The 23,482-nt window shown below is 31.1% G+C and carries 24 protein-coding genes; 19 read left to right on the top strand and 5 right to left on the bottom strand.

Annotated elements, in window-relative coordinates; genetic code table 11:
• Positions 1–90: 90 nt before the first annotated feature.
• Positions 91–267, bottom strand: a complete 177-nt coding sequence (locus tag RR643_RS01745; protein WP_332469977.1) for a hypothetical protein — start codon at positions 265–267, stop codon at positions 91–93.
• A 110-nt stretch (positions 268–377) separates the two neighbouring features.
• On the opposite strand from RR643_RS01745, the gene RR643_RS01740 reads away from it, so the two are divergent.
• The 5 genes from RR643_RS01740 to RR643_RS01720 all read left to right on the top strand — a co-directional run bounded on the left by RR643_RS01740 (position 378) and on the right by RR643_RS01720 (position 8,720).
• On the top strand, positions 378–671 hold the full coding sequence (locus RR643_RS01740; RefSeq protein WP_332469978.1) for a WXG100 family type VII secretion target: 294 nt from the start codon (positions 378–380) through the stop codon (positions 669–671).
• 10 nt (positions 672–681) lie between these two features.
• Complete coding sequence (locus tag RR643_RS01735; RefSeq protein WP_332469979.1) at positions 682–975, top strand: pore-forming ESAT-6 family protein; 294 nt, start codon at positions 682–684, stop codon at positions 973–975.
• 16 nt (positions 976–991) lie between these two features.
• On the top strand, positions 992–3,022 hold the full coding sequence (locus RR643_RS01730) for an Ig-like domain-containing protein (RefSeq protein WP_332482131.1): 2,031 nt from the start codon (positions 992–994) through the stop codon (positions 3,020–3,022).
• On the top strand, positions 3,003–6,767 hold the full coding sequence (locus tag RR643_RS01725; RefSeq protein ID WP_332482130.1) for an FtsK/SpoIIIE domain-containing protein: 3,765 nt from the start codon (positions 3,003–3,005) through the stop codon (positions 6,765–6,767). Before RR643_RS01730 ends, RR643_RS01725 begins: the two co-directional genes overlap by 20 nt.
• A gap of 255 nt (positions 6,768–7,022) precedes the next feature.
• The gene (locus RR643_RS01720; RefSeq protein WP_332469982.1) at positions 7,023–8,720 is read left to right on the top strand and encodes a M3 family oligoendopeptidase; all 1,698 of its coding nucleotides are present in this window, start codon (positions 7,023–7,025) and stop codon (positions 8,718–8,720) included.
• On the opposite strand, the gene RR643_RS01715 is transcribed toward RR643_RS01720, so the two are convergent.
• Positions 8,717–9,550 carry a radical SAM/SPASM domain-containing protein gene (locus RR643_RS01715; RefSeq protein ID WP_332482129.1) on the bottom strand — a complete coding sequence of 278 codons (834 nt, stop codon included), beginning with the start codon at positions 9,548–9,550 and terminating at the stop codon, positions 8,717–8,719. The two genes, RR643_RS01720 and RR643_RS01715, sit on opposite strands and share 4 nt — an antisense overlap.
• Positions 9,537–10,298, bottom strand: coding sequence for a tRNA 2-thiocytidine biosynthesis TtcA family protein (locus RR643_RS01710; RefSeq protein WP_332482128.1), 762 nt, complete (start codon positions 10,296–10,298; stop codon positions 9,537–9,539). Before RR643_RS01710 ends, RR643_RS01715 begins: the two co-directional genes overlap by 14 nt.
• A 71-nt stretch (positions 10,299–10,369) precedes the next feature.
• On the opposite strand from RR643_RS01710, the gene truB reads away from it, so the two are divergent.
• From truB to RR643_RS01660, 10 genes are all read left to right on the top strand, one after another.
• On the top strand, positions 10,370–11,203 hold the full coding sequence (gene truB, locus RR643_RS01705) for a tRNA pseudouridine(55) synthase TruB (protein ID WP_332482127.1): 834 nt from the start codon (positions 10,370–10,372) through the stop codon (positions 11,201–11,203).
• Positions 11,203–12,123 (top strand): bifunctional riboflavin kinase/FAD synthetase, encoded by a 921-nt coding sequence (locus RR643_RS01700; RefSeq protein WP_332469986.1) that lies wholly within the window; start codon positions 11,203–11,205, stop codon positions 12,121–12,123. The genes truB and RR643_RS01700 overlap by 1 nt, the downstream gene beginning before the upstream one ends.
• The gene (locus tag RR643_RS01695) at positions 12,123–13,448 is read left to right on the top strand and encodes an NOL1/NOP2/sun family putative RNA methylase (RefSeq protein WP_332482126.1); all 1,326 of its coding nucleotides are present in this window, start codon (positions 12,123–12,125) and stop codon (positions 13,446–13,448) included. Before RR643_RS01700 ends, RR643_RS01695 begins: the two co-directional genes overlap by 1 nt.
• A gap of 8 nt (positions 13,449–13,456) precedes the next feature.
• Entirely contained in the window at positions 13,457–14,827 is a 1,371-nt protein-coding gene (locus tag RR643_RS01690; protein WP_332469988.1) for a RelA/spoT family protein, read from the top strand.
• Positions 14,828–14,873: 46 nt separating this feature from the next.
• Positions 14,874–15,200, top strand: a complete 327-nt coding sequence (locus RR643_RS01685) for an Asp23/Gls24 family envelope stress response protein (protein ID WP_332472492.1) — start codon at positions 14,874–14,876, stop codon at positions 15,198–15,200.
• A 173-nt stretch (positions 15,201–15,373) separates the two neighbouring features.
• Entirely contained in the window at positions 15,374–15,916 is a 543-nt protein-coding gene (infC, locus tag RR643_RS01680) for a translation initiation factor IF-3 (RefSeq protein WP_332472493.1), read from the top strand.
• A gap of 15 nt (positions 15,917–15,931) precedes the next feature.
• A complete protein-coding gene (gene rpmI / locus RR643_RS01675) occupies positions 15,932–16,126 on the top strand; it encodes a 50S ribosomal protein L35 (protein ID WP_332472494.1) in 195 nt (64 codons plus the stop codon).
• A 19-nt stretch (positions 16,127–16,145) separates the two neighbouring features.
• Complete coding sequence (gene rplT, locus RR643_RS01670; protein ID WP_332472495.1) at positions 16,146–16,502, top strand: 50S ribosomal protein L20; 357 nt, start codon at positions 16,146–16,148, stop codon at positions 16,500–16,502.
• 344 nt (positions 16,503–16,846) lie between these two features.
• Complete coding sequence (locus RR643_RS01665; protein ID WP_332482125.1) at positions 16,847–17,467, top strand: TetR/AcrR family transcriptional regulator; 621 nt, start codon at positions 16,847–16,849, stop codon at positions 17,465–17,467.
• Between the two features lie 97 nt (positions 17,468–17,564).
• On the top strand, positions 17,565–18,269 hold the full coding sequence (locus RR643_RS01660) for a hypothetical protein (protein WP_332482124.1): 705 nt from the start codon (positions 17,565–17,567) through the stop codon (positions 18,267–18,269).
• Positions 18,270–18,373: 104 nt separating this feature from the next.
• Here RR643_RS01660 and RR643_RS01655 read toward each other — a convergent pair whose 3' ends face one another.
• On the bottom strand, positions 18,374–19,114 hold the full coding sequence (locus tag RR643_RS01655; protein ID WP_332472498.1) for an SIS domain-containing protein: 741 nt from the start codon (positions 19,112–19,114) through the stop codon (positions 18,374–18,376).
• A gap of 125 nt (positions 19,115–19,239) precedes the next feature.
• On the opposite strand from RR643_RS01655, the gene RR643_RS01650 reads away from it, so the two are divergent.
• Positions 19,240–19,956: a GntR family transcriptional regulator gene (locus tag RR643_RS01650; RefSeq protein WP_332482123.1), complete on the top strand. Its 717-nt coding sequence runs from the start codon at positions 19,240–19,242 to the stop codon at positions 19,954–19,956.
• A 26-nt stretch (positions 19,957–19,982) separates the two neighbouring features.
• Here the strand turns inward: RR643_RS01650 and gltX are convergent, their stop codons facing one another.
• The gene (gene gltX / locus RR643_RS01645; RefSeq protein ID WP_332472500.1) at positions 19,983–21,440 is read right to left on the bottom strand and encodes a glutamate--tRNA ligase; all 1,458 of its coding nucleotides are present in this window, start codon (positions 21,438–21,440) and stop codon (positions 19,983–19,985) included.
• A gap of 210 nt (positions 21,441–21,650) precedes the next feature.
• Between gltX and RR643_RS01640 the strand changes: the two genes are divergently transcribed.
• From RR643_RS01640 to RR643_RS01630, 3 genes are read left to right on the top strand one after another with little or no spacing between them, the layout of a single operon-like run.
• On the top strand, positions 21,651–21,983 hold the full coding sequence (locus RR643_RS01640) for a PadR family transcriptional regulator (RefSeq protein WP_332469662.1): 333 nt from the start codon (positions 21,651–21,653) through the stop codon (positions 21,981–21,983).
• Positions 21,980–22,654, top strand: coding sequence for a permease prefix domain 1-containing protein (locus tag RR643_RS01635; RefSeq protein WP_332482122.1), 675 nt, complete (start codon positions 21,980–21,982; stop codon positions 22,652–22,654). The genes RR643_RS01640 and RR643_RS01635 overlap by 4 nt, the downstream gene beginning before the upstream one ends.
• The gene (locus RR643_RS01630) at positions 22,651–23,478 is read left to right on the top strand and encodes a DUF4097 family beta strand repeat-containing protein (RefSeq protein ID WP_332482121.1); all 828 of its coding nucleotides are present in this window, start codon (positions 22,651–22,653) and stop codon (positions 23,476–23,478) included. The genes RR643_RS01635 and RR643_RS01630 overlap by 4 nt, the downstream gene beginning before the upstream one ends.
• The last annotated feature ends 4 nt before the right edge of the window (positions 23,479–23,482 follow it).

The following is a 23,482-nucleotide window of genomic DNA, read 5'->3' as shown; positions in this document are numbered from 1 at the left end:
ATTTGGGAACTTCATAAAGGTTCTTTAAATGATTTGTGTAACAAATCAATTTTCTAGGTTTCAATCAAAAATGCCAAATAAAAACTACTATTATTTTAAATAGTAGCATAGTGTTAGACCAATTATCATAAATAAAACACAACAAATCATACCGATGATACCAAACTTTTTCTTCTTGTTTGGATTTTTTATTTTTATATTTCCGATATATACTTCCCAGTATAATAGGGCCCCAACGCATCCAATCGTTTCTATTAGTAATTCCATTTGGCACCTCCTAGTATCTTAATTAAATATTAACATAGTGAGATTTCATTTTCTATTTTTTTAGGGAATGAAGTAATCAAATTGTATATATAAGTAAGGAAGGTGAAAATATGAGAAGAATTTATGTAGATCCAGAACGATTAGAATTAAGTTCAAGAAAAATTGATAATGATGCACAAATGTACGAAAGAAAATTTATGCAATTGTTTGAAGAAGTAGAAAAAATGAAAAATGCATGGCAAGGAAAAGATAATCTTGCATTTACAAACAAGATAAGGAGTTTTGAGAATGATTTTAGACAAATTTATGTTATTACTCAACAGTACTCAGAATTTCTTAGATCATCTGCACGTGCTTATCGTGAAACGCAAAACGAATTAATGAATCAAGTAAATCGTATATAAGGAGAGAAAAATGGAAGATATTAAAATATCACTTGCTGAAGTTACTGAGTGCGCTAATCAATTAAGGAATTTAGGAAATCAAATTTATGATCAACTACAATCGATTAAGAAAGAAATGAACGATTTAAATGGCTCATGGATTAGCGATTCTGGTGAAGCTATTAGAGGTAGATTCAATGCTTTTGCAAGTCGCTTTGAACAACAAAAAGAAATTATTTATTCTTATGGTTCATTTCTTGATTTTACAGTCTCTAGTTATGATTCTTTAGAAACAACAATCACTTCAAATGCATCGAGTATATAAGAGAATTTATTTCATCTTGTTTTGTACACTCTTTCTATTTTTGGGAGGGTGTACATCTAAACAAGAAAATATTACCGTACAAGAATGGTTAGAGACAATCATAATAGAGATGAATATACCTGAAGCAATAAACCAACAACCATATTTCTTGAATATCAATCAAGATCATCCATATTTTAATGTTGTACAAGCCAGCACAGAGTGGGGTGTTATTGAACAGTCAGTACCACTGAATCTAGAAGCTAATTTAACAAAAGAGTGGGTAGCCTATACATTGATGAATCTTATGGAACCACAAAAGTCGAATGTGAAAATTAAGGATTCATCCAAGAGTATGTTTCCTGAGCAAATTGCAGATGCGGTTGGCTTGGGAATATTTAGTTTAGATAAAAGAGATTGTTTCAATCCAAAAGATAGTATCTATAAAGAAGAAGCATTACAAAAACTTAGTCTTGTAAAAGAATATGTTGATTATTATGTGGTAGATGAACCTGTACTTGATTTTGAAATCAATGAGACAGTGAGTGAAGTGGATGTACCTATTGAGTTTAATGAGGATAATAATAAAGCTGTCTTTCACAAAAATCAATTAATTGATGAAAATGATATAGTTCATTGGAAAGCTGATCAAGATTACTTCTATCGAATAAAGGAAGCTATTGAAACTGAAAACGGAATTGAGACAAAGCTCGAAGAGGTTGAATATGAAGATGTTATTGAACAATTTGAAATGGAAGATAGTTTTGATGTAGATTTTAGCGATGCAGAAATAGAGATAAATCTTGATGAAATCAGTGTAGTCAAAACAAATCAAGTTCAAAATATGATATCAAAAGAAATTAAGATTAAGGATTTTGAAGGTACTATTGAAGCATCGACAACAGGTATATCACTCAAACTAAAGAAAGGCGATCTTAAAGTAGAAACTAAGATATACAATGTTAAGCCAACGGTGAGATGGAAAACAAGTTCATCAGGAATAGATGATGCATTTTTTAAACTTGATTTTAAAACAACCGAACTTATTAAATTGGAGCCTTCAAAAACATATAATATGTATTCTAATTTTGCGAGTGTAAAAGGGGAGGATTTTATCCAAACCCTTTTATCATCTTTTAGGAAGAGTGAAGATATGGAAGGTACAGAAATTCCTATCTGTCAAATTAAGGTGCCGTTTCCAAATTTTCCTTTATTGGATTTGACAATGCAATTGAAGTTACATTTATATGCAGGTGGTAAGGTAGAGTTAGTTTTAGCGAATGAGCATCAAATAGGAATAGAAATTAAAAATAATAAAATGAGAACAGTACAAGAAAGTAAACGCGATGCAGATTTTATTATTAAAGCTTCTACTTCTTCTACATTAGGGTTAACTACTGGAGTAAGGGCTGGTAATATTGCTTTAATGGATATTGGAATTAAAGGTGGAATAAGAGGTTATGTGGATACGATTCTCCATTTGTATGATAAAAACGGAGAGATAAATAGTAAAAATATTCAAGTTGATTTAGATAAAGCAGATATGGCTGCTTTGTACAATGAAGATGTAAAGGTATGTGGGAATATCAATTTACACTGGGTTTTGGATTTAATAATAAATACACAAAAAACAGTTGCATCTAAAATAGGATTATCGAAAACGATTAATATATTGGATGAAAAGAATGGTAAACTCATACTAAATAAAAAAACGCACATAGAAAATTGGCAGTTTATGGAACATTGTACTCGTGGTAAAAGAAAACCAGTAAGTACTAAGGATACAATCGAATCGGATAGAATAGGTATAGAGAAGATGAATATTGTAGTTGATTTAAAAGAAACTAAGCAAATAATAATAACATCATTACCTAAAGGATATAAAAAAAGTGATATTCAATTTAATTCAAATGAAGAAAATATTGCGAAAGTTACTAACGATGGAGTTATTACACCAATAAAAAGAGGGAGTGCTATTATCACAATCAAAACAAGTGATGGAAAGTTTAAAATTGATTGTAATGTTTTAGTGACGGATAAGAATACGAATGATTTGCGTTATTCATGATCACAAGAGAATACAATCATATTACCTAGATAAAGGACAACAAAGTATTAAGTTTTATGAACATACAGTAGAGTTAATAATAAATGAGAATCGATATTTTAAAATGAATGATTTAGTTATTCATTTATTTGAAGATAATGGATATAACTACTACAAAAAGTATAAAAAACTTAATCAAATTACAATTGGTTCTAGTGAATATGCGAATATACAGATACAGTCAACTCGAATCAAATCAATACAATGTGTCATTGAATGTAATAAAAATAAGATTAACGATCATGGTTTTAATGAAGTTTTTGTGAATAAGAAAATAAAGAAAGAAATAGAATTATTTGATATCATTGAATTCGACACAATAAAATTAATTTATTGTCATGATTTCGTGATGATAAATCAGTGCAATAATGTATCAATATATTTGGATGAATATAAAGTGCATCAGAGTTATATAAAACCTTTATATTATCTACATAGGATTATTCAACATAAAAGAGAATCTTTTACTGAACCCAAATTAACGATAAATTTTAGGCAATTTGGTACAATACAAAAAACAGAAAAACAACCATTATTCTTTATTATGTTTCCAATTTTGTTGATGTCTTGTGCATCCTTACTTTCGGGAGCATTAATGGCTTATCAAAGTTATTTACAAGGAAGAGAATTGGTTGAAGTACTTCCATCGTTGATTGTACCAATAGTGATGATACTTGGAAGTACAATGATTCATCCTCTACAACGAAGATATGAAAATAAGAAATTCAAATGTAAGTTAAACGACAGAGAACAAGATATCAAAAGATATTTTAATGAACTTGAGAATGAAGTTTTAAATTATGATAATCAAGTAAGAATCTATGAAAGAAAAAGATGGTTATTTCATCATGAGATTATGCAAGACATCGAAACAAATGCTCGTTACTTGCAAAATAACAATGCACTAGATTTAACAATACCATTAGGTATCGGAAGAATGAGAAATAATATTGAGTTCAAAGATATTCCAAAAGAAAATGATCAATTTCTATTTTCTCAGGTGAAATTATTCCTGAATAAGTATACAGTATTAGAAAATCACATTGTTGCGATTGATCTCAATAACAATAAGATGGTAACCACAGATTCTTTAGATATATTAATATGGATATGTTTTTACCTTGTGACACAATTCGATGATCAAGTAATTTCACTTGTGTATATAATCAATCAAACACTGCTTCATTTCTTGAATAGGATAACGCTGTTTTCTCATACAGTTTATAAAAATAAAGTATTGGTATTTGATTCATTAAAATCATTCCAACAAAATCAAGATGATGATACAAGGTTAAAAATAATCATTAATTGTAGCCCTAACTATTATGATGGCAATTTTCCGTGTATTCAATATGTGGATAAGACAGAATCACCACAAACACAGTGTAGTATTCGTTTTCATGAAAATAAAGGAATATTGGAACTACCGGACAACGTAATTCATTTTTCTCATGAAATTGACAGGAATGATTTAATGAATTCAATAAATTATCTATTCTATCTTTTGTCGAAGAACCATAAAAACTTAATCAGAAGGAATGATGATTTAATTAATATTGAATCGCTCATAAAATATACTCCATTTAACAAATGGAAAGATACGAATACAATCGATTCATTAAAAATAATAGTTGGATATGATGATAAACAAGAGCCATTTGAATTGGATTTGCATGAATCAAAAGATGGTCCTCATTTATTGATTGCAGCAACTACAGGTGCGGGTAAATCAGAATGCATTGTAACTATTTTAATGATGCTTTCTATGCAATATTCCTTTGAAGATGTTCAATTTGTAATAGTTGACTTTAAAGGAGGAGGCCTAGCACAATCATTTGTATACAACAATAAGATTTGCCCTCATTTAATAGGTACAATATCAAATTTAGATAATCATGAAATTAAGAGGTTTTTTTCAAGTATTAGAATTGAAAGTAGAAGAAGACAAACTTTGTTTAATCAACTTTCTAAAATATCAAATGAATCATCTATGGATATCAGTAAATATCAAAGATTATCAAGTCAGTATCAGTTTTCAAAACTAGCTCATTTATTTGTGGTTGTTGATGAATTTGCAGAACTTAAAGTAATGCATAATGAGTACATAGGAGAACTAATAAGTTTAGCGCGCATTGGAAGAAGTTTAGGTATTCATTTAATTCTATCTACACAAAAACCTTCTGACGTAATTGATGCACAAATTTGGTCAAATTGCCGTACTAAGATTTCGTTGCATGTACAAGATAAACAAGATAGTTTAGATATGATTAATTCAGATCTTGCTTTTTATCTTCAAAAACCAGGCCAGTTTTACAAGTATACAGACAATGAGTTAAGTAAAGGACAATTTTATTATTTAAATGAAGATATTTCTGAAAATAAGAAAACAAAAGTGTATGATTTATATCATCAAGAATTAATGAGAAAATCAAAAAGTAATCAGAAAGTGTTAAAACTAATGTTAGCAAAGCTAGTTGATATCCCTTGTGATATTAGACCACTGTGGCATAAACCATTAGGAATCATTGACAAAGGTATTGTTCAGGATGCACCACAATCAATAGGTATGGTAGATGATATAGAACATAATCAACAATATCCGTATCTATTGAGATTGTGTCATACACTATTCTATTGCAAAAATCAAAATGAGGCTAAACAGCTTTTCTGTACTACTTTATATTCTATGATTCATATAAACGAAAATATCGAAGTCTTTATAATTGATTACGATCAAGATTTCTATAATCACGCATGTAATTCAAACTTTGTACATTCGATATCAAATGATGAAATGCTACATAATTTATTCAAATATGTAATGAATAAAAAAGGAAATGACAAAATGGATATCATTGTTGCTTTAAATACTCAGTTATTTTTAGAAAAATTAGAAATACATGGAATAGAACTAGTTAAATTATTGAATATGGGAATAATGAGTAATGTGAGTATATTTCTATTTGGACTAACCGTAAATATACTACCATATTCTTTGTGGGGGTATTTTAAAGTAAAGATAGCATCATCATTTTTATCAACGCAAGATCTTTCGGTAGTCTTTGATGAAAAGATAAAATATACCTCATCAAAAGAAGATTTCTATTATGTAAATGAAACAAGAGTCCAGTATTTTAGAATTTACAAGGTAGATGAACAAGATCTTTTAAAAACTAAATCAATGAGACTAAAATCAAAGACAGTAATTCATCAAATGACGATACCATTATTAACTTCAAAAAAAGGAGTAGTAGGTATGAGTTATGATACATATGATTGGATAGATATTAATGAATTTCCATATTGTATTATGGTTGCGAAACATACTTATCGAATCATTGAATATCTTAAGATAATATTTCCAACATATTCACTTGTTCAAAATGAAGAGGAACTTTATTCAAGAAAGAACTGTATTGTTCTTGTATCGGATTTTCAAACATTTGATATGAAGCGATGCAAAATGAGTTTAAAACATAGAGATGATCCAATAGTTTTTTGTTGTGATCATCGAGAATTTTCGATGAGTTGGTTATCTTCTTTCTATCAAGAACAATATATAGTGTGGATTGGGAATGGTTTAAGTGATCAATATATTATTCCAGTTAATCGCAAAATATCGATAAGGAATGATCAAGGATATTATTATCATGAGGGGAAAGGTGAAAGGATTAAGTTGATTGATGAAGTGTTTGATAGTAATTGAAATCATTTCTATACATAAAAAGTGGTTATGTGAATTTGATTTGGATCTTACTTTACAGGAAAATTTAAAAAGTTTTTTTCAAATCATAAAAAAAGAAATTGAAACAGAGAATTGGTATAGTGAACAATTAATTGTGATGGATAGTAGAACTCAACAAATCTTATACCCCTATGTACAATGTTTTAAATTGGGTTTATATCATGGTATAATCATATATATTCTTTAAATTAGAAAAATACAGTATGAGGTGATAAGATGAAATTTACTGAATTTAAGTATGAAAGACCGGATTTTGAATTAACAAAAGCAAGTCTTGAAATGTTACTATTTAAACTGGATCATTGTGAAAATGGTGATGATTTCATGGAATTATTTAATAAAATTAATAAGATTAGAAATCATGTCAAGACAATGTCTACATTATGTAGTGTTCGCTATACAATTGATTCTAGTGATGATTTTTATTCAAGTGAAAATGATTATTGGGATGAAATAAGTCCGATGTATCAAGAATTAAATACACGTTTGTACAAAATTGTTTGTACAAGCAAATGTAGAAAAGAAGTAGAAGATAAGATTCCGCATGCTTTCTTTAAAATGGCAGAATGCGCAATTAAATCATTTGATCCTAAGTTAATTCCGGACTTACAAATTGAAAATCGTTTAGTATCTCGTCATTCAAAACTTCTTGCAAGTGCAAAAATTGAATTTGATGGTGAGATTTATAATCTACCAAGTATTGGTGTCAAGATGACCGATCAAGATCGTGATATTAGAGAAAGATCAACTAAAGCTAAAATGGCATGGTTTGAAGCGAATGAAGCTGAAATTGATGATATCTATGATCAAATGGTAAAGATACGTACCAAAATGGCAAGAGAACTAGGTTTCTCAAACTACATTGAATTAGGATACTTACGTATGTCGCGACTAGATTATGATGCTGAGATGGTTAAAAACTATCGTAAACAAGTGTTAAAATACATTGTTCCAGAATCAATGAAACTCTTTGAACAACAACGTAATAACTTAGGATTAGATAAATTAGCGTATTACGATTTGAATAATGTATTCTTATCAGGCAATCCAAAACCAAAAGGAACAAAAGATGATTTGGTCAAAGCTGCAAATAAAATGTACCATGAAATGTCTAAAGAAACAGGTGAATTCTTCGATGTCATGGTAAATCAAGAATTATTTGATTTAGAGAGTAAACCAAACAAACAAGGTGGAGGCTATTGTACTGATTTAGTTGACTACAAAGTACCATTTATCTTCAGTAATTTTAATGGGACTAGTGGTGATGTTGATGTTTTAACACATGAAGCAGGTCATGCACTACAATCCTATCTATCGATGAAAACAATTACTATTCCTGAATGTATGTTTCCGACAATGGAAAGTGCGGAAATTCATTCCATGAGCATGGAATTCTTTGCACATCCTTGGATGGAATATTTCTTTAAAGAAGATGCAAACAAATACTATTATGCACATGTCGCAGATGCGATTAAGTTTATTCCTTATGGTGTATTAGTTGACCATTTCCAACATGAAGTTTATGCAAATCCAGAATGTAGTCCAAATGATAGAAAAGTTATGTGGCGTACATTAGAAAAGCAATATTTACCACATAAAGATTACGCAGGTTGTGATATCTTGGAAAGAGGATGTTGGTGGTTTCAGCAAGGGCATATCTTCCATGAACCTTTTTATTACATAGACTATACATTGGCTCAAGTATGTGCACTTCAATTTTGGAGAAGATCAGTAGAAAAAGATCCAAGTGCTTGGAGTGATTACATTCATATTTGTAGTGTAGGAGGAACCAAAACATTCCTAGAAATAGTTAAGGAAGCAGGTTTAAAATCACCATTTGAAGATGGTACTGTAGAACCGATTATTCAATTCGTAGCGAAATATTTAGAACAATTTGATATTTCAAAATTTTAATCAAAACGTTTTCTGTATTCACAATTAACACATAAAGGTTCAATGAGTTTATTCTCGTTGAATCCTTTTATTATATTTAAATATCGAGGTGAATTCATTATTTCAACTAATGATTGAGTAAATACGTTTCCAAGTTGAATAGCACCTTCACAATCTAGGCAACAAGGGACAACACAACCATCCGCAAGAATCGCAATCATATCTTTAGCACCTCGACATGTTCCACAATCTTTTGAGATGTTATTGGAATTAGAAGGCCATACAAATTCTTTTTCAAAATGCAAGAAAATACGTTCATCTAGTTTATAGCTATTTGGTTTAGATGTTTCTTTCAAAGTATACATTTCTTTGACTAGATTTAAGGCGAAAGTTGCTTTTTCATTTAAATGATCACTTACCCAGAAACGTAGTTCTACATAACCAACATTGGATTCAATATACTGATTTACAAATTCAAGAATATGTTGGATGTATTCTTGAGTATTAATTGTTTGATAATCTAAACTATGCAATGAGAAGCTAATTTTTCGAAGTGATGGGTGACTTGCTAGCTTGGGATACTGATGAATAAATGTACCATTAGTAACGAGCTGTACTTGCATTTCATATTGATCACATAGGTTCATAATTCCTTCAAACTGAGGATGAAGAAGAGGTTCTCCTTGTACATGAAGATAAATATAAGGAGTAATGGATCTAATTTGGTTAATACATTGTTCAAATTCATTTAAAGTCATTTTACGAAAAGGGCGATGATGAAAAGCACAAAAACTACAACGTAAGTTGCATTTGTTAGTGATTTCAATGTAAACACGTTTAATCTTGTTCATCGATATCACTTTGTTTAACCCATAGACTTAATTGTTTTTGGTTATGTAACATCAATAAGAAATTCTCTTTTGATGATGGATACGTTTTATAAATGGAGTTAAGTAATTCCTTCATATCTTGTCGTTTTGTATGGCCATCCATGGGGCATGTACTCTTAACGATAGGGATACCTGCTTCTTTGTAAGCTTGTACGATATCACTTTCAAAGGAATAGACAAATGGTCGAATAAATGTCATCTCAGAATTTGTGAGAAACATCTTTGGTGCAAATGTTGCGAGACGACCACCAAAAATAGCGTTCAAGAACAAAGTTTCAATTGCGTCATCAGCATGATGTGCGAAAGCTGTCTTATTACAATTTAGTTTTTTTGCTTCATTGATGACAGCTCCTTTTTTAAGTTTTGAACAAATGCTACATTTTAATGTACCATCATCATTTGCTTGTATTTTTAAAATATCATATATTTTAGAATCAATTGTATGAAATTCAATATCATGTTCCTTACAAAATTCTATGACTTCACTGAAATCCATATTTGGAAAACCCATCTTGATATGAATTCCAACAATCTCAATTTTTTTATGCATGTGACGCAGGACGATGTTGCGATACAAAGCAAGACAATATAAAAGAAGCATGCTATCTTTTCCACCAGATACTCCAACAGCGATGCGATCACCTTCTTGCATTAAATTAAAGTCTAAATCGGCTTTTCTAATTCTTCCTAATACGTGTTTAACTGACATAATATTTCACTCCTAGATGCTTTGCTATTATATCATGAACTTGATATAATGTTGTAGGAAATGAGGATACAATGGACGGCGTTTACTATATAAATAAAACTAAAAACATGACATCATTTGATGTTTGTGCAAAGATAAGAAGAATGATGAAAGAGAAGTCAGTAGGACACACAGGGACACTGGACCCAAATGCTGAGGGACTTTTAATCGTGTTGCTTGGTAAATCATGTAAGTGTTTACCTTATTGTGAACATAGTAAAAAGGAATACATTGCAACTTTAAAACTAGGTGTTAAAACAGATACTGGTGATATTTGGGGTGAAGTGATTAATGAAAAAGAAGTACCACACCTCGATAGAATACAAATTGAAGAAGTATTAACTACCTTTTTAGGTGAGCAAGAACAATTACCACCTATGGTCTCAGCGATAAAGGTAGATGGTAAAAGATTATATGAATATCATCGTGAAGGTAAAACGGTTGAAGTTAAACCAAGACAAATTACGATTGATGAAATAGAATGTTTAATGTTTGATGGAGAGATCAAATTTCGTGCGGTAGTTTCAAGTGGTACTTATATTCGGGTATTATGTGAAGATATAGCAGAAAAACTTGGAACTGTAGGGACAATGTCATCTTTGGTTCGTACAAAAATTGGGAATGTTTCATTAGCGGATGCGACAACATTAGATAATCTAACAGAAGAGAATCTTCGAGAAATTGAAGATGTAATTAATCCAGCATATCCACGAATTGAGGTTGAATGCGTGAAAGAAATTATGCAAGGAAAAAGAATTAAACTTGATTGTGAAGACGACATTGTAATTCTAACTCATCAACATAAGGTGCTAGCAGCTTATGAAAAAGAAGGTAATGAATATCGTAGTAAAAGAGGTCTTTGGTAATGAAAGTAGATAAAATAAGTTTAAATGGTAATAAAATTAATGAACCCATTGTTGCATGCATTGGATATTTTGATGGTTTGCATTTAGGACATCGTGCTTTAATTGAAAAAACGATTGCGGTAGCGAAAGAGAAACAAGTAGAAAGTGCATTAATCACGTTTTCACCAGATCCTTGGGTAACTATAAAAGGGTTAAAAGATGTCCAACACTTAACTACGGAGAAAAGAAGAATTGAATTAGCAGAAAAACTAGGTATAGATCGTGTTATTGTCTTGGATTTTACAAAACCAATGTCTGAATTAACGCCGACTGATTTCATTCAGCAGGTATTAGTTCCGTGTCACCTACAAGCATTGATATGTGGTTTTGATTTTCATTATGGATTTAAAGGAGAGGGAAGTGCAGACTCTTTAAAAGTACAAGCTGCATCTTTTTTTGAAGTTTATACTATTGATTCAATCAATGAAGATGAAAAGAAAATTAGTTCATCTCGGATTACTGAATATTTAGAACAAGGTGAAATTGAACATGCGAACCGTTTGCTAGGTTATCCATATGAATTATCTGGTATCGTCGTACATGGGCATAAAAGGGGCAGAGAGATTGGTTTTCCTACAGCGAACATTGATGTACTAGATGAACTAATTATTCCACGAGTAGGTGTTTATGCAGGTTGGACAATCATTCAAGGAAAGAAATACCAAAGTATGATAAATATTGGTCACAATCCAACATTTAATTTCTCACATAAACTATCAGTTGAATCAAATATTTTTGATTTTAATGAACAAATTTATGATCAAGAAATTAAAATTGAGTTAATATCTTACCTAAGAGATGAACTCAAATTTAATTCAGTTGATGATTTAATAGAACAAATGAATCAAGACCAAATAAAAACAAGAGAGGTTCTAAAATAATGAATCAACAATTCTTGGATCGTATGAAGGAATTGTTGGATGAGAGTGACTATCAAGCTTACCTTGAAACTCTTCAACTTAAACCTTTTCGTGGGTTTCGTGTTAATACACTTAAAACAACTGAAGAGGATTTTTTTGCAAACTACGATTTACCATCTTCCCCATCTTCATTCGCAAAATCTGCTTATTATGTAGAAACGGATGAAACCTATGGTAATTCATTGCCTCACGCTTTAGGGCTAATGTATATGCAAGAACCAAGTGCAGCAAGCGCGGTCTCTATATTGGAACCTCAACCAGATGACTGGGTACTTGATTTGTGTGCTGCACCAGGTGGTAAAAGCACACAAATTGCACAATATCTAACAGGTGAAGGATTATTAATTACAAATGAAATCGAATCGAAAAGAGCTCAAATTTTATTGAGCAATATCGAGCGATTGGGTATTAGTAATGCAATTGTGACCAACTCGACACCAGAAAAACTAGCACGAACTCTTCAAGGTAAGATGGATAAAGTATTAGTTGATGCACCTTGTAGTGGTGAGGGGATGTTTAAGAAAGAGAGTAAAGCAATAGAAGATTGGAGTAAAGAACATGTTTTAAGCTGTTCATTACGTCAAAAACATATATTAAATTGCGCTATCCAAACACTTAAACAAAATGGTATCTTAGTATATTCGACTTGTACCTATGCAATCGAAGAGAATGAAGAAAATGTACGGTGGGTATTGGATAATTATCCAGATTTAGAATGCATTGAAATTAATGTTCCTTGGGGAAGACAAGGGGTAAAGATTGAAGATTATCCAACGAATTATACACGTCGAATTTTACCAATGGATAAAGGAGAAGGGCATTTTGTTGCGAAATTCAGAAAAACTTCACCTACAACAGAACATAAACTTGATATTGTTAAGTCAGATAGACTTATGCCTTGTGTAAAAGAGTATCTTTTGAAAGAGATATCAGGTGATGTTAAACTATGTATAAAGAAAAACCGTGTATATGCCGGTAGTCATCCATTCTATGATTTAGAAGATAACTATGTGCTACGTAATCAAGTTTTGATTGGTGAAATTATCAATGATCGCTTTGAACCTCATCAACACTTATATACATCAACGCTATTTAATTCAAGGCTAAATCATACGATATCATGTGATATAGCTGAAATTGAGTCATTTAGAAAAGGAAATATCTTACAAAAAGTAACACCAAAAGGTTATGTGGGAATCAAATACCAAAACAATTGCATTGGATTTGGTAAAAGTGATGGTACCATTATTAAGAATAAATTACCAAAAGGACTAAGAATCCGATAGGAGGAAACATGCGGCTAGAACTATTTGATTTTATTGATCAGGTGAGTAACCTATTAGATTTAAATCAAGCTACATTTCAATATACTGAACATGTGCTTGTGGATTTGTTTGAAGGATTAATGGAAAATAAGGGAGACGTTATTGTTAGCGTATCTTCACGTATCAAATCGAAAGACAGTTTAAAAGAAAAACTAATACGAAATAAGTATTATTTAGATTTTGACACTGCTGAAGATGCGATGGATGCATTACCTGATATCGTTGGATTAACTTTAGAATGTCGTTTTATTAGTGATGAGAATAATATCTTCAATGAATTATTTCATCATTTTCATGAGTGTGGCAAAGGATTATATGTTTGTGTAGCTAATGCAAATGTATTTCTTAATTTAAGTATGCCTCAACCCCAACTTCAACGTAATGGATTCACAATCTATCGTATTGATGGACATATGATTTTTAATCAAAAGAAAATTAACTTTGAATTACAAATCAAATCACTTGTGCATTCTTTCTGGTCTGAAGTAGAACATCAAGTGGTATATAAGAATACACAATTTGTTGTCTATGATTCATTTATGAAAAATATCTTGGCTTCGATTAGAGATAATCTTGAAGTTGTAGATCGCCAATTACAAATTGTATATAAACAACTGATTAATCAATCACAAAATGATCGTGAAATAGGAATGTCAGAGAGTGGATTTAAGATATTTATCGCAAAAGCGATTAATGATTTAGTTGCTTTGAAAATGAATGAAACTGTTGGGTTTACAACAGATTTTAGAAAGTGTAGTTCAGTATTAAGTCAATACATCTTCATAAAGGACTTCGTATCTTGTGAACATCCACAATATAAAATGGTTGAGTACTTTGAACACTTTAATTTACTTCAAATCATGGATTTTGATTTTAGCTATCCTATTTACTTAGAAAATAATTATGAACACCCAGATCCATTTTGTAATATCATAGGACAATATTGGGAAAGTATTATTAATATAGATTTTGAATGGCATGTTTTCTTTGTCATGTTGTTTGCCATTGAACCAGGTAATAATATTCAAGATTTCTCTAAATTTATTGAAATTATTAAGAATTTAATAATTCCACCTACATGGTACAGTGAGCAGTTTAGTCAACTTGGAGATGTTAATGCTCAAATATGTAGGGATACATTTGCACAAATCGTAGCGAATTCAATGGTAAGAGTAGGAAAAGTTGATATCGTTCATGAAGATAAACTATTGAGCATGTTAGATATATTTAGAGATTTTATTGAACTTGTTAGTTTACGTACACATAGTATAGAAGAGTTTAATGAAAGTCTTCCTGATTATGAAGAAACTCTTGAACATAAGATAGTAAATCTATTTTAAATAAAGGGAATTTCATGATATAATGCCAATATAGAGGTGAAGAGATATGGCTCAAGAATATGTATTATTAAATGAAAAAGGTGCTACAGGTGAAATTGCATTATCAAAGAATGTGTTTGAATTAATTGCGGATATTACACTTGACGATGTTGATAGTGTTGAAAGAATTCCTGCAAACAAGTTTAGCAAAGCAATTTCATGTAAAATAGTAAATAACCAATTGCATATTGCAATTGATGTTAAATTGAAATATGGTGCGAATGTTAATGCAACATGTGAAATTTTACAAAATAGAATTTATCAAAATATTTATGATATGACAAATATGAAATGTGGTAGTGTAGATATACATGTCGTTGGATTTCATATTTGACAAATGATTTAGAGTATTGTATACTAATCTAGTATTTAAAGATGTGGAAAGTAGAAGCACCTCTTCTCACCTGATATCCGTAGGATTTGGGTTCACGCTACTGTATATTGTTAATCAATAACTCTAGTTAAGCAGGTGCACTATGTACCTGCTTTTTATTCGATAGAAAAGACATGGAGGTGTCGCTTATTACTAAAAAATTCATGACTGATGAACTAGTCAACGAAAACATCCGATTTAAAGAAGTACTTGTGATTGGGCCTAACGCGGAACAATTGGGAGTTATGTCTAGACGCGAAGCATTGGAAAAAGCTTACGAAAGTGAGTTAGATTTAATGTGTGTTGCACCTAATGGTAATCCACCAGTGTGCAAGATCCTTGATTTTGGAAAGTATCGCTTTGAATCTCAAAAGAAAGCAAAAGAAGCAAAGAGAAATCAACAAGTTACAGAAGTTAAACCGTTGAGATTGTCTCCTGTAATTGATAAACACGACTTTGACACAAAACTTCGTCAAGCACAAAAATGGGCTGAAGAAGGTATGAAGGTTAAAGTGGATATGCGTTTTAGAGGTCGTATGATGACCAGAATCGAAGTTGGCAAAGGGGTTATGAAAGAGTTCGTTGCGCAAATGTCAGAGTTTGCAGGTGTTGAAAAAGCACCATCAATGGAAGGTAACACAATGTCTGTAGTATTATCGCCAAAAAAAGGTAAATAGAGGAGGATAAATTTTATGCCAAAAATGAAAACCAAAAAAACATTAGCAAAACGTGTAAAAAGAACTGGAACTGGAAAACTAAAGAGAGGCCATAACTATACTTCTCATATGGCTGCACATAAGAGTCATAAACAAAAAGTGCATTTAAGAAAATCAACACTAGTATCAGCTAGTGACATGAAAAGAATCAAGCACATGATTCAAGACTAAGTAGAAGGAGGAAATAGAAATGTCTAGAGTAAAAGGTGGTACGGTTGCACGTTCACGTAGAAAAAGAGTATTAAAATTAGCGAAGGGTTATTATGGTGCTAAGCACTTACTATACAAGACAGCTCATGAGCAAGTAATGCATTCAATGCGTTATGCTTATGCAGGTCGTAAACAAACTAAACGTGACATGCGTAAATTATGGATTGCACGTATTAATGCAGCTGCAAGAATGCATGACATGAGCTATTCTAAATTAATGCATGGATTAAAATTAGCAGGTATCACTGTTAACCGTAAAATGTTAAGTGAAATTGCAATTCATGATCCTAAAGGCTTCGAAACAATCGTTGAATCAGCTAAAAAAGCATTAGCATAATAAATTCAAATTAAAGTTCTATGAAAATAGAGCTTTTTTCTTGGCATAATTCAGAGTTTTGGTAGTGAATTGAAATAAATATACTGAGTTTGATTGATGATGATACATTAAAACTGAAGTAAGTAGGGGAATAACGAGAAATAAATAAAGAAAAAAGGCGTTAAATGCTCAAATAAGGGTTTGTAAAAGATATATTTAGATAACATAGAAGAGTTTAAGTTAACAAATCAAAGAAGATAAAAGTTCATATTAATCCTTATGATGATGAAAACATTGCAAATATGCTTAAAATATACTATATTGAATATATATTCAATGAATAATTGTTCAATAAGAGGTGTTTTATGCGGTTAGAACAAAAAGAGAAGAGAAAATTAGAAATTATCATTGCATCGATAGATATTTTTGTTATGAAAGGATATACAGGTACAAAGATTCAAGATATTGCAAAAGCTGCAGGAATGAGTGTTGGTCTTTTGTTTCACTACTTTAAAAATAAAGAAGAACTCTTTAATGAACTCACGAAAATAGCTGTAGAAGGTACTAATCTACCATATGGTATGTATTATGATTCAATTTATGATTTTTTTCTAAAATTAACTGACTACTTATTTGTTTCTATACAGGAACAACCTTATAGAGCAAAGATATTCTCATTTATGAGTATGGTAAGACGAAGTGATGATGTTCCAACACTTGCAAAGAAAATTATTAAAAATTCAGATGTTTTTAATAAACTTGAATCATTTATTAAGAATGGGCAGGAAAATGGGACAATAAATCAAGAAAACCCAAAAATATTAACACAGCTATATTGGTCGATGATTCAAAATACTATGGATCAGTATATTTATAATCCTAAATTGCCTTTACCAAATTCTAAAACAATTGTTTCAATTCTAAAAGTTGATGATTGTAATGACAATCAAGATAATGATGATAAATTGTATACGTCTATTGTATAAAATTGCTTTGATGTTGTAGTGAATATAGCTATTCAAAATATATTTTTACTTGTTTTAGTAACTACGATATACTTATATCAAGAAAGAAGATAAGATTATGAAGAAAAAAATAATTATAGTTCTATTAATTTTACTTGGAATTTATGGTCTTTTTTTAATAGGAGTTAAAGTTCATTATGGATTTGAAAATAAATCCGTAATGAATCGCTTAGAAGGTGAAATACACTATCTTGAACGAGTGGATGGAAACTTGGTTTTAATGAAATCAAATGCAAACTTAACAAACAAAGAAGTGCTATATAATCATGCAGGATTAGGTGAAACAAATAGTGGACAAAATCACAATGTTATAGATTACGAAATACAGCCAGAAACCAATGAAATCACCGTTATTGCGATGTATGATAATGAATGGTCAAGACTAAAAGTGGAGCAAGGTGTAGGTACTTACTATGGTCCTGAGGAATATGGAGACACTTCATATGATGAAATCACAAAATTAAGTCAAAATAATGTGACAGTGGAATTGATTAATGGATCAATATATTTAACGAAAAATAATGAAAAAACATGTATTAAAGACATAGGAAATAATTATGATCAAAATTATAACTCTTATTACTTGTCTGCATTATCACCTGATGGTAGATATCTGATCTATACAGATATGCGTAATTCATTGATTATTTCTTTTTTAGATGCACTTGTTCCCTGGAATATAACATATACATATGTGATGGACTTAGAAACCAATGAAGTGTCACCATACCGTAATATAAGTGATATTACTTGGATGTACTAAAAAAGGGAATATCCGCTTAATCACTTAAGATTAAGTAGATATCCCCAATTCAATATCTTTAGCTTAAAGTATCTGTTCAATAGTTTTGAATAGGTACTTTTATATTACCAAGTACGAATTCTGCCCCAGTATTTTTCTAACATGATGTCATTCTTTTCTCTTGCGCCATCTAGGTTTCCACTGAAGAAGACAGGAACTTCCATACCGCTTTGAACACAATTATTAATGGTTTCAAGAATGAGGGAATGAATTATGAAGTTTGCGGCAATGTTTGAAGTTGGTCCTACAGGTTGATCAAAACCTTCAATTTTCATACAATTATCTCCAAATTCAGTATGATTATCTATTACTATATCAGCAACTTCACAGAGTCTTTTGCCTGATTCATGACGACTTGATTGTCCCATTGAATAGGTAACCCCGGTAATTGCGATACAAAAAATACCACGTTTCTTACACTCCATAGCCATTTCAACGGGAACAGCGTTTCTACCAGATTCAGAAATAATAATCATACAATCATTACTTGTAGGTTTATGATAATCCATGATGCATTTTGCATAACCATGCAAACGTTCTGTAAATTCAGATTTAGTAACATCATGATTTCCAGTTACGCCATCTTCAATGATTGCGTAAACAGGAACTAATCCCCCAGCACGATAGAAGATTTCTTCCGCAATCATGTGAGAGTGACCAGTACCAAAGGTAAAAACTAACCCATCATTTTGTACTTTCTCAGCCATTATTTTAGCCGCTTCAAGAATATTGTCTTTCTCAACTACCATAATGTCATCTAAATAGTTTTTTACTTTTGAACCAAATTCTTCAAATACAGTTTTCATATTTTTCCTCCGAACTCGATATATCGAGATAACTTAATCTTAGCTTCGCTTACTCGATATGTCAAGTTGAGATTGTATAAAATATTGATATAGTTTAAAATAGTAATGAAAGACAGGGGATACAAATGAATTCAAATAAACCACTATATCAAATTATTAAGAATAATATCAAAGAAGATATAAAAAACGGTAAATATCAACAAAATTCTAAAATACCTAGTGAAACTGAGCTAGGTGATTTTTATCATACAAGTCGAATTACGGTTGTTAGGGCTTTGAATGATTTAGTGAGTGAGGGTTATTTATATCGTGAACATGGTAAAGGGACATTTGTAAATCATCAAATCCGTGAAAATGTCATGAATTTAGTGGGGTTCAATGAGCGTATGAGAAACCTGGATTTACCTCTAAGAACGATTTTATTGGAAAGATGTATTGTACAAATACCAAAAGAGATGGCTAATTACTTTAATTTACCAGAAGATACGGATGTAATTTTCATTAAAAGATTAAGAATAGTTGAGGATAAAAAACTATGTCTTTCTAAAGCTTATTTCATGAAAGAAAATAATGAATGGTTATTAACTGAAGATCTAGAGAACAATTCAATATATAAGTTACTCGAAAATCAATACAAACAAAAACTTGGTAAAGGAACTCAATTATTTGGAGTTGAATGTTTAGACAAGAAAGATACAAAAGAATTAGGTGTTGAAGAGAATAAAGCGCTACTTCGTTTAAAACTATTTACTTATTTGGAAAATGATAAACCTTTTGAATTTGATACAACTTACTATAATCAAGATTTTTATGAATACGAAATAGAACTAAACCGTAAATAAAAGATGATGCCTCGGCATCATCTTTGTTATTTTTCTAGGTCTTGAATAGCTACGTCTAATCTTCTTAGTGTTTCTTCTTTTCCTAAGATATAGGATATTTCAATAGCGCCACCTGGTGTAAATTGTTTACCAGTAATTGCAACACGAACAGGGTATAATAATTGTCCATTCTTAATACCAAGTTTTTCAACTAGAGCCATCATTTCATCATGGATTGTAGTTTCTTCCCAGTTATTTAGTGATGTAAGTAACTCTTTTGCTGCCTTTAATGAAGAAAGTGCAACTTCCGGGTTTGATTTCATTTTCTTGTTTGTGTATAACTCTGGATCAAATGAATTATATGTATCAAAGAAATCAACCATTTCAACGATTTCGCTTAGTGTATTAACACGTTGTTGAAGTATTTTAGCTATTTCTTTGTGACAATAGTTCCCCTTAACTCCTTCAGTAATATAGTCTTTTACAGTTTCATAGTAAGTATCGATATCCATATTACGCAAGTAAACGCCATTCATCCATGTTAATTTATCAACATCAAAGATTGCTCCGGATGTTCCAATACGTTTAACATTAAAAGCTTGTTTAAGTTCATCCAATGTATAAATCTCTTGATCTGTTTCAGGTGACCATCCAAGTAATGCGATATAGTTAATAATTGCTTCTGGTAAATATCCTTTAGCCACTAAATCTTGGAAAGAAGCATCACCATTACGTTTTGACAATTTATGATGTTCATCTTTCATAACGGGAGGGCAATGAATATATGTAGGAATATTCCAACCATAAGCTTGATAAACGAGGTTGTATTTAGGAGTTGATGATAAATATTCATTTCCACGAATAACGTGAGTAATTTCCATCATGTGATCATCAATAATGTTTGCAAAGTTATAAGTAGGGAAACCATCTGATTTAAGCAAGATAGCTTCATCCAACGTACTGTTTTCAACAGTGATTGTTCCATATACCTCATCATCAAAAGAAGTTGTTCCTTCATTTGGAATATTTTGTCTTACAACATATGTTTCACCATTCTTGATTCTTGCACGAGCATCTTCAACTGATAAATTCTTACAAGGATCATTGAATATGAATGATTCTCCACGAGCTTCAGCTAATTCACGTTGAGCTTGGATATCTTCTTCTTGGCAAAAACAATAATGAGCACCACCTAAATCGATTAGTTTCTCAGCATATTCTAAGTAAATACCTGATTTCATACGCTCAGATTGTACATATGAACCATAGTTGCCTCCAACATCTGGTCCCTCATCATGAAATAACTTACATTGTGCTAATGTATTGTAGATAATATCTGTAGCTCCCTCAATTAAACGACCTTGATCTGTATCTTCGATACGAAGAATGAATACCCCATCAGGGTCTTTTTTAGCAACTAAATACTCATATAATGCAGTTCTTAAGTTACCTATGTGCATGTAGCCAGTAGGGCTAGGTGCAAATCTAGTACGTACTTTTGTCATTTTTTTACCTCTTTTTCGCAAAGTCTATTGTACTCTAATAAGTAACTTCTTTCAATGCTATTGTATGAAAAAGGTTTATTTTAAAGGATATTTCACTATAATTAGAAAATAAATCGGAAGTACTTCACGAAAAATAATACATTTTTTAAAAAGATACCTTGACAGGCGAGGTATCTTGGAATATATTGTATGTATCAAGGAGGTACAAAGATGTTAGTGATGTCTGATATTATTCGTGGATACACAGATACATTTATCTTGGCTCAACTTCTAAATCATGATAGCTATGGTTATGAAATCAATAAAGCTATTAATGAAATGACAAGCGGTCGCTTTGAATTAAAAGAAGCAACACTGTATACAACTTTTAGAAGACTAGAGCAAGGTGGATATATTATCTCGTATTGGGGTGATGAAGCAACAGGTGCTCGACGAAGATATTATGCGATTACCGAATTGGGTAAACAACTATATTATGAAAACCTGAATGACTGGAAAGATGCTAAATCAATGATCGATAAGATATTGGAGGATAGACAATGAATAGCAAAATTAGAAACTATGTAGATGTAATTTTCAAGGATGTACCAAGAACTAAAAAGGCAATTGAATTAAAAGAGGAGATTGCTTCCAATTTAAATGAACGATTTGAAGATTACCTTAAAGAAGGAAAATCAGAAACTGAAAGCTATGGTTTAGCTGTAGCCAATATGGGAGATGTAGATGAGATGATTAGAGAAGTTATGCCAAATGAGGATTTTGTGATTGAAGCAAACTCATATCGCAAAAGAAATGCGAAGAACACAGCAATTGGAGTATGTTTGTATATTTTAGGAGCTGCAGCATTGATTTTATTCTCAGTAATAGGAGAAGAAGTTGGAATGGAAGATGTAGGGGGTGCTGTTGGTGTAATTACGTTGTTAATTTTTGCAGCTATCGCTACAGCAATGATCGTCTATTCATATATGTCAACTCCAAAGGAATATAAAGATTATGAAGATTCACAAGAACGTGAAATTAAATCAATGAAACCTAAAGATCGTAAAGTATTTGAAGCAATATCTTCTATTTATTGGTTAATTATAACTGCAATCTATCTGTTAATTTCATTTGTAACACACGCATGGGGAATTACTTGGATTATTTGGGTTATTTCCGGAATATTCCATCAAATTATTGTGGTTATCTTTCAATTAAAAGGTACTAACGAATGAAAAAGATACTAATAACTAAACTTGTAGTTTTATCAATTTTATTAATTGTTGTGTGTGGAATTGCAAGTACTGCATTTATTGGATATAAAACAAATTGGGGATTTTTTAGTAACAGAGATTCTGTTAAAAATGAATTAGTTAAGGAAGAAAGATTTAGTAATATTGAGAATATTAAAGTAAATGTTGTAGAAGAGAGTATTGTTGTTTACGAACACAATTCAAATGATGTCGTTGTAAAATACTACGGCAATAAGGATAGAGTTCCTGTGATGAATGCAACAGGAAATGATTTAAGAATTGAACGTGAAAAAGAGTGGTATTTCTTTGTTTTCAATTTTGGTTACTCAGGAAGAGTTGAAATTTATGCGCCGTCTGATCAAATCAATAAATTAGATTTATCAAATGTAAGTGGTAGTGTAGATGTGCAACCAGATATAAAGGATTTATTCGTTGATACGGTAAGTGGTAATATCGAAGGGCAAGCATCGGGAATAGATGCAGATTTAAATACAGTGAGTGGTAATATTCGTATGTATGGTACATTCAATGAAATCGATGCAGAAACAGTGAGTGGTAACATTCGTTTAAAAACGGAAGCAAATTCAAAACTTACAGCATCAACAGTCAGTGGTACCGTACGTTGTAATTTATACGACCCATCTGTTGGGTATGAAGTGGAATTTAGTTCAGTGTCAGGTTCATTTAAAGATGAATACAATAACCAAAAATTCAGTGGCGATATGAAAACTAATTTTGGTGATCGTGAATTACAATTTGATGTTGAAACAGTAAGTGGTGGATTTAAACTAGAAGATTGGGATTAATTCT

Source organism: Anaerorhabdus sp., from assembly GCF_036637135.1.
Taxonomy (GTDB): Bacteria; Bacillota_I; Bacilli_A; order Erysipelotrichales; family Erysipelotrichaceae; genus Anaerorhabdus.
The sequence above is the reverse complement of the archived record's forward strand: the minus strand, read 5'-3'. Positions and strand labels throughout refer to the sequence as shown.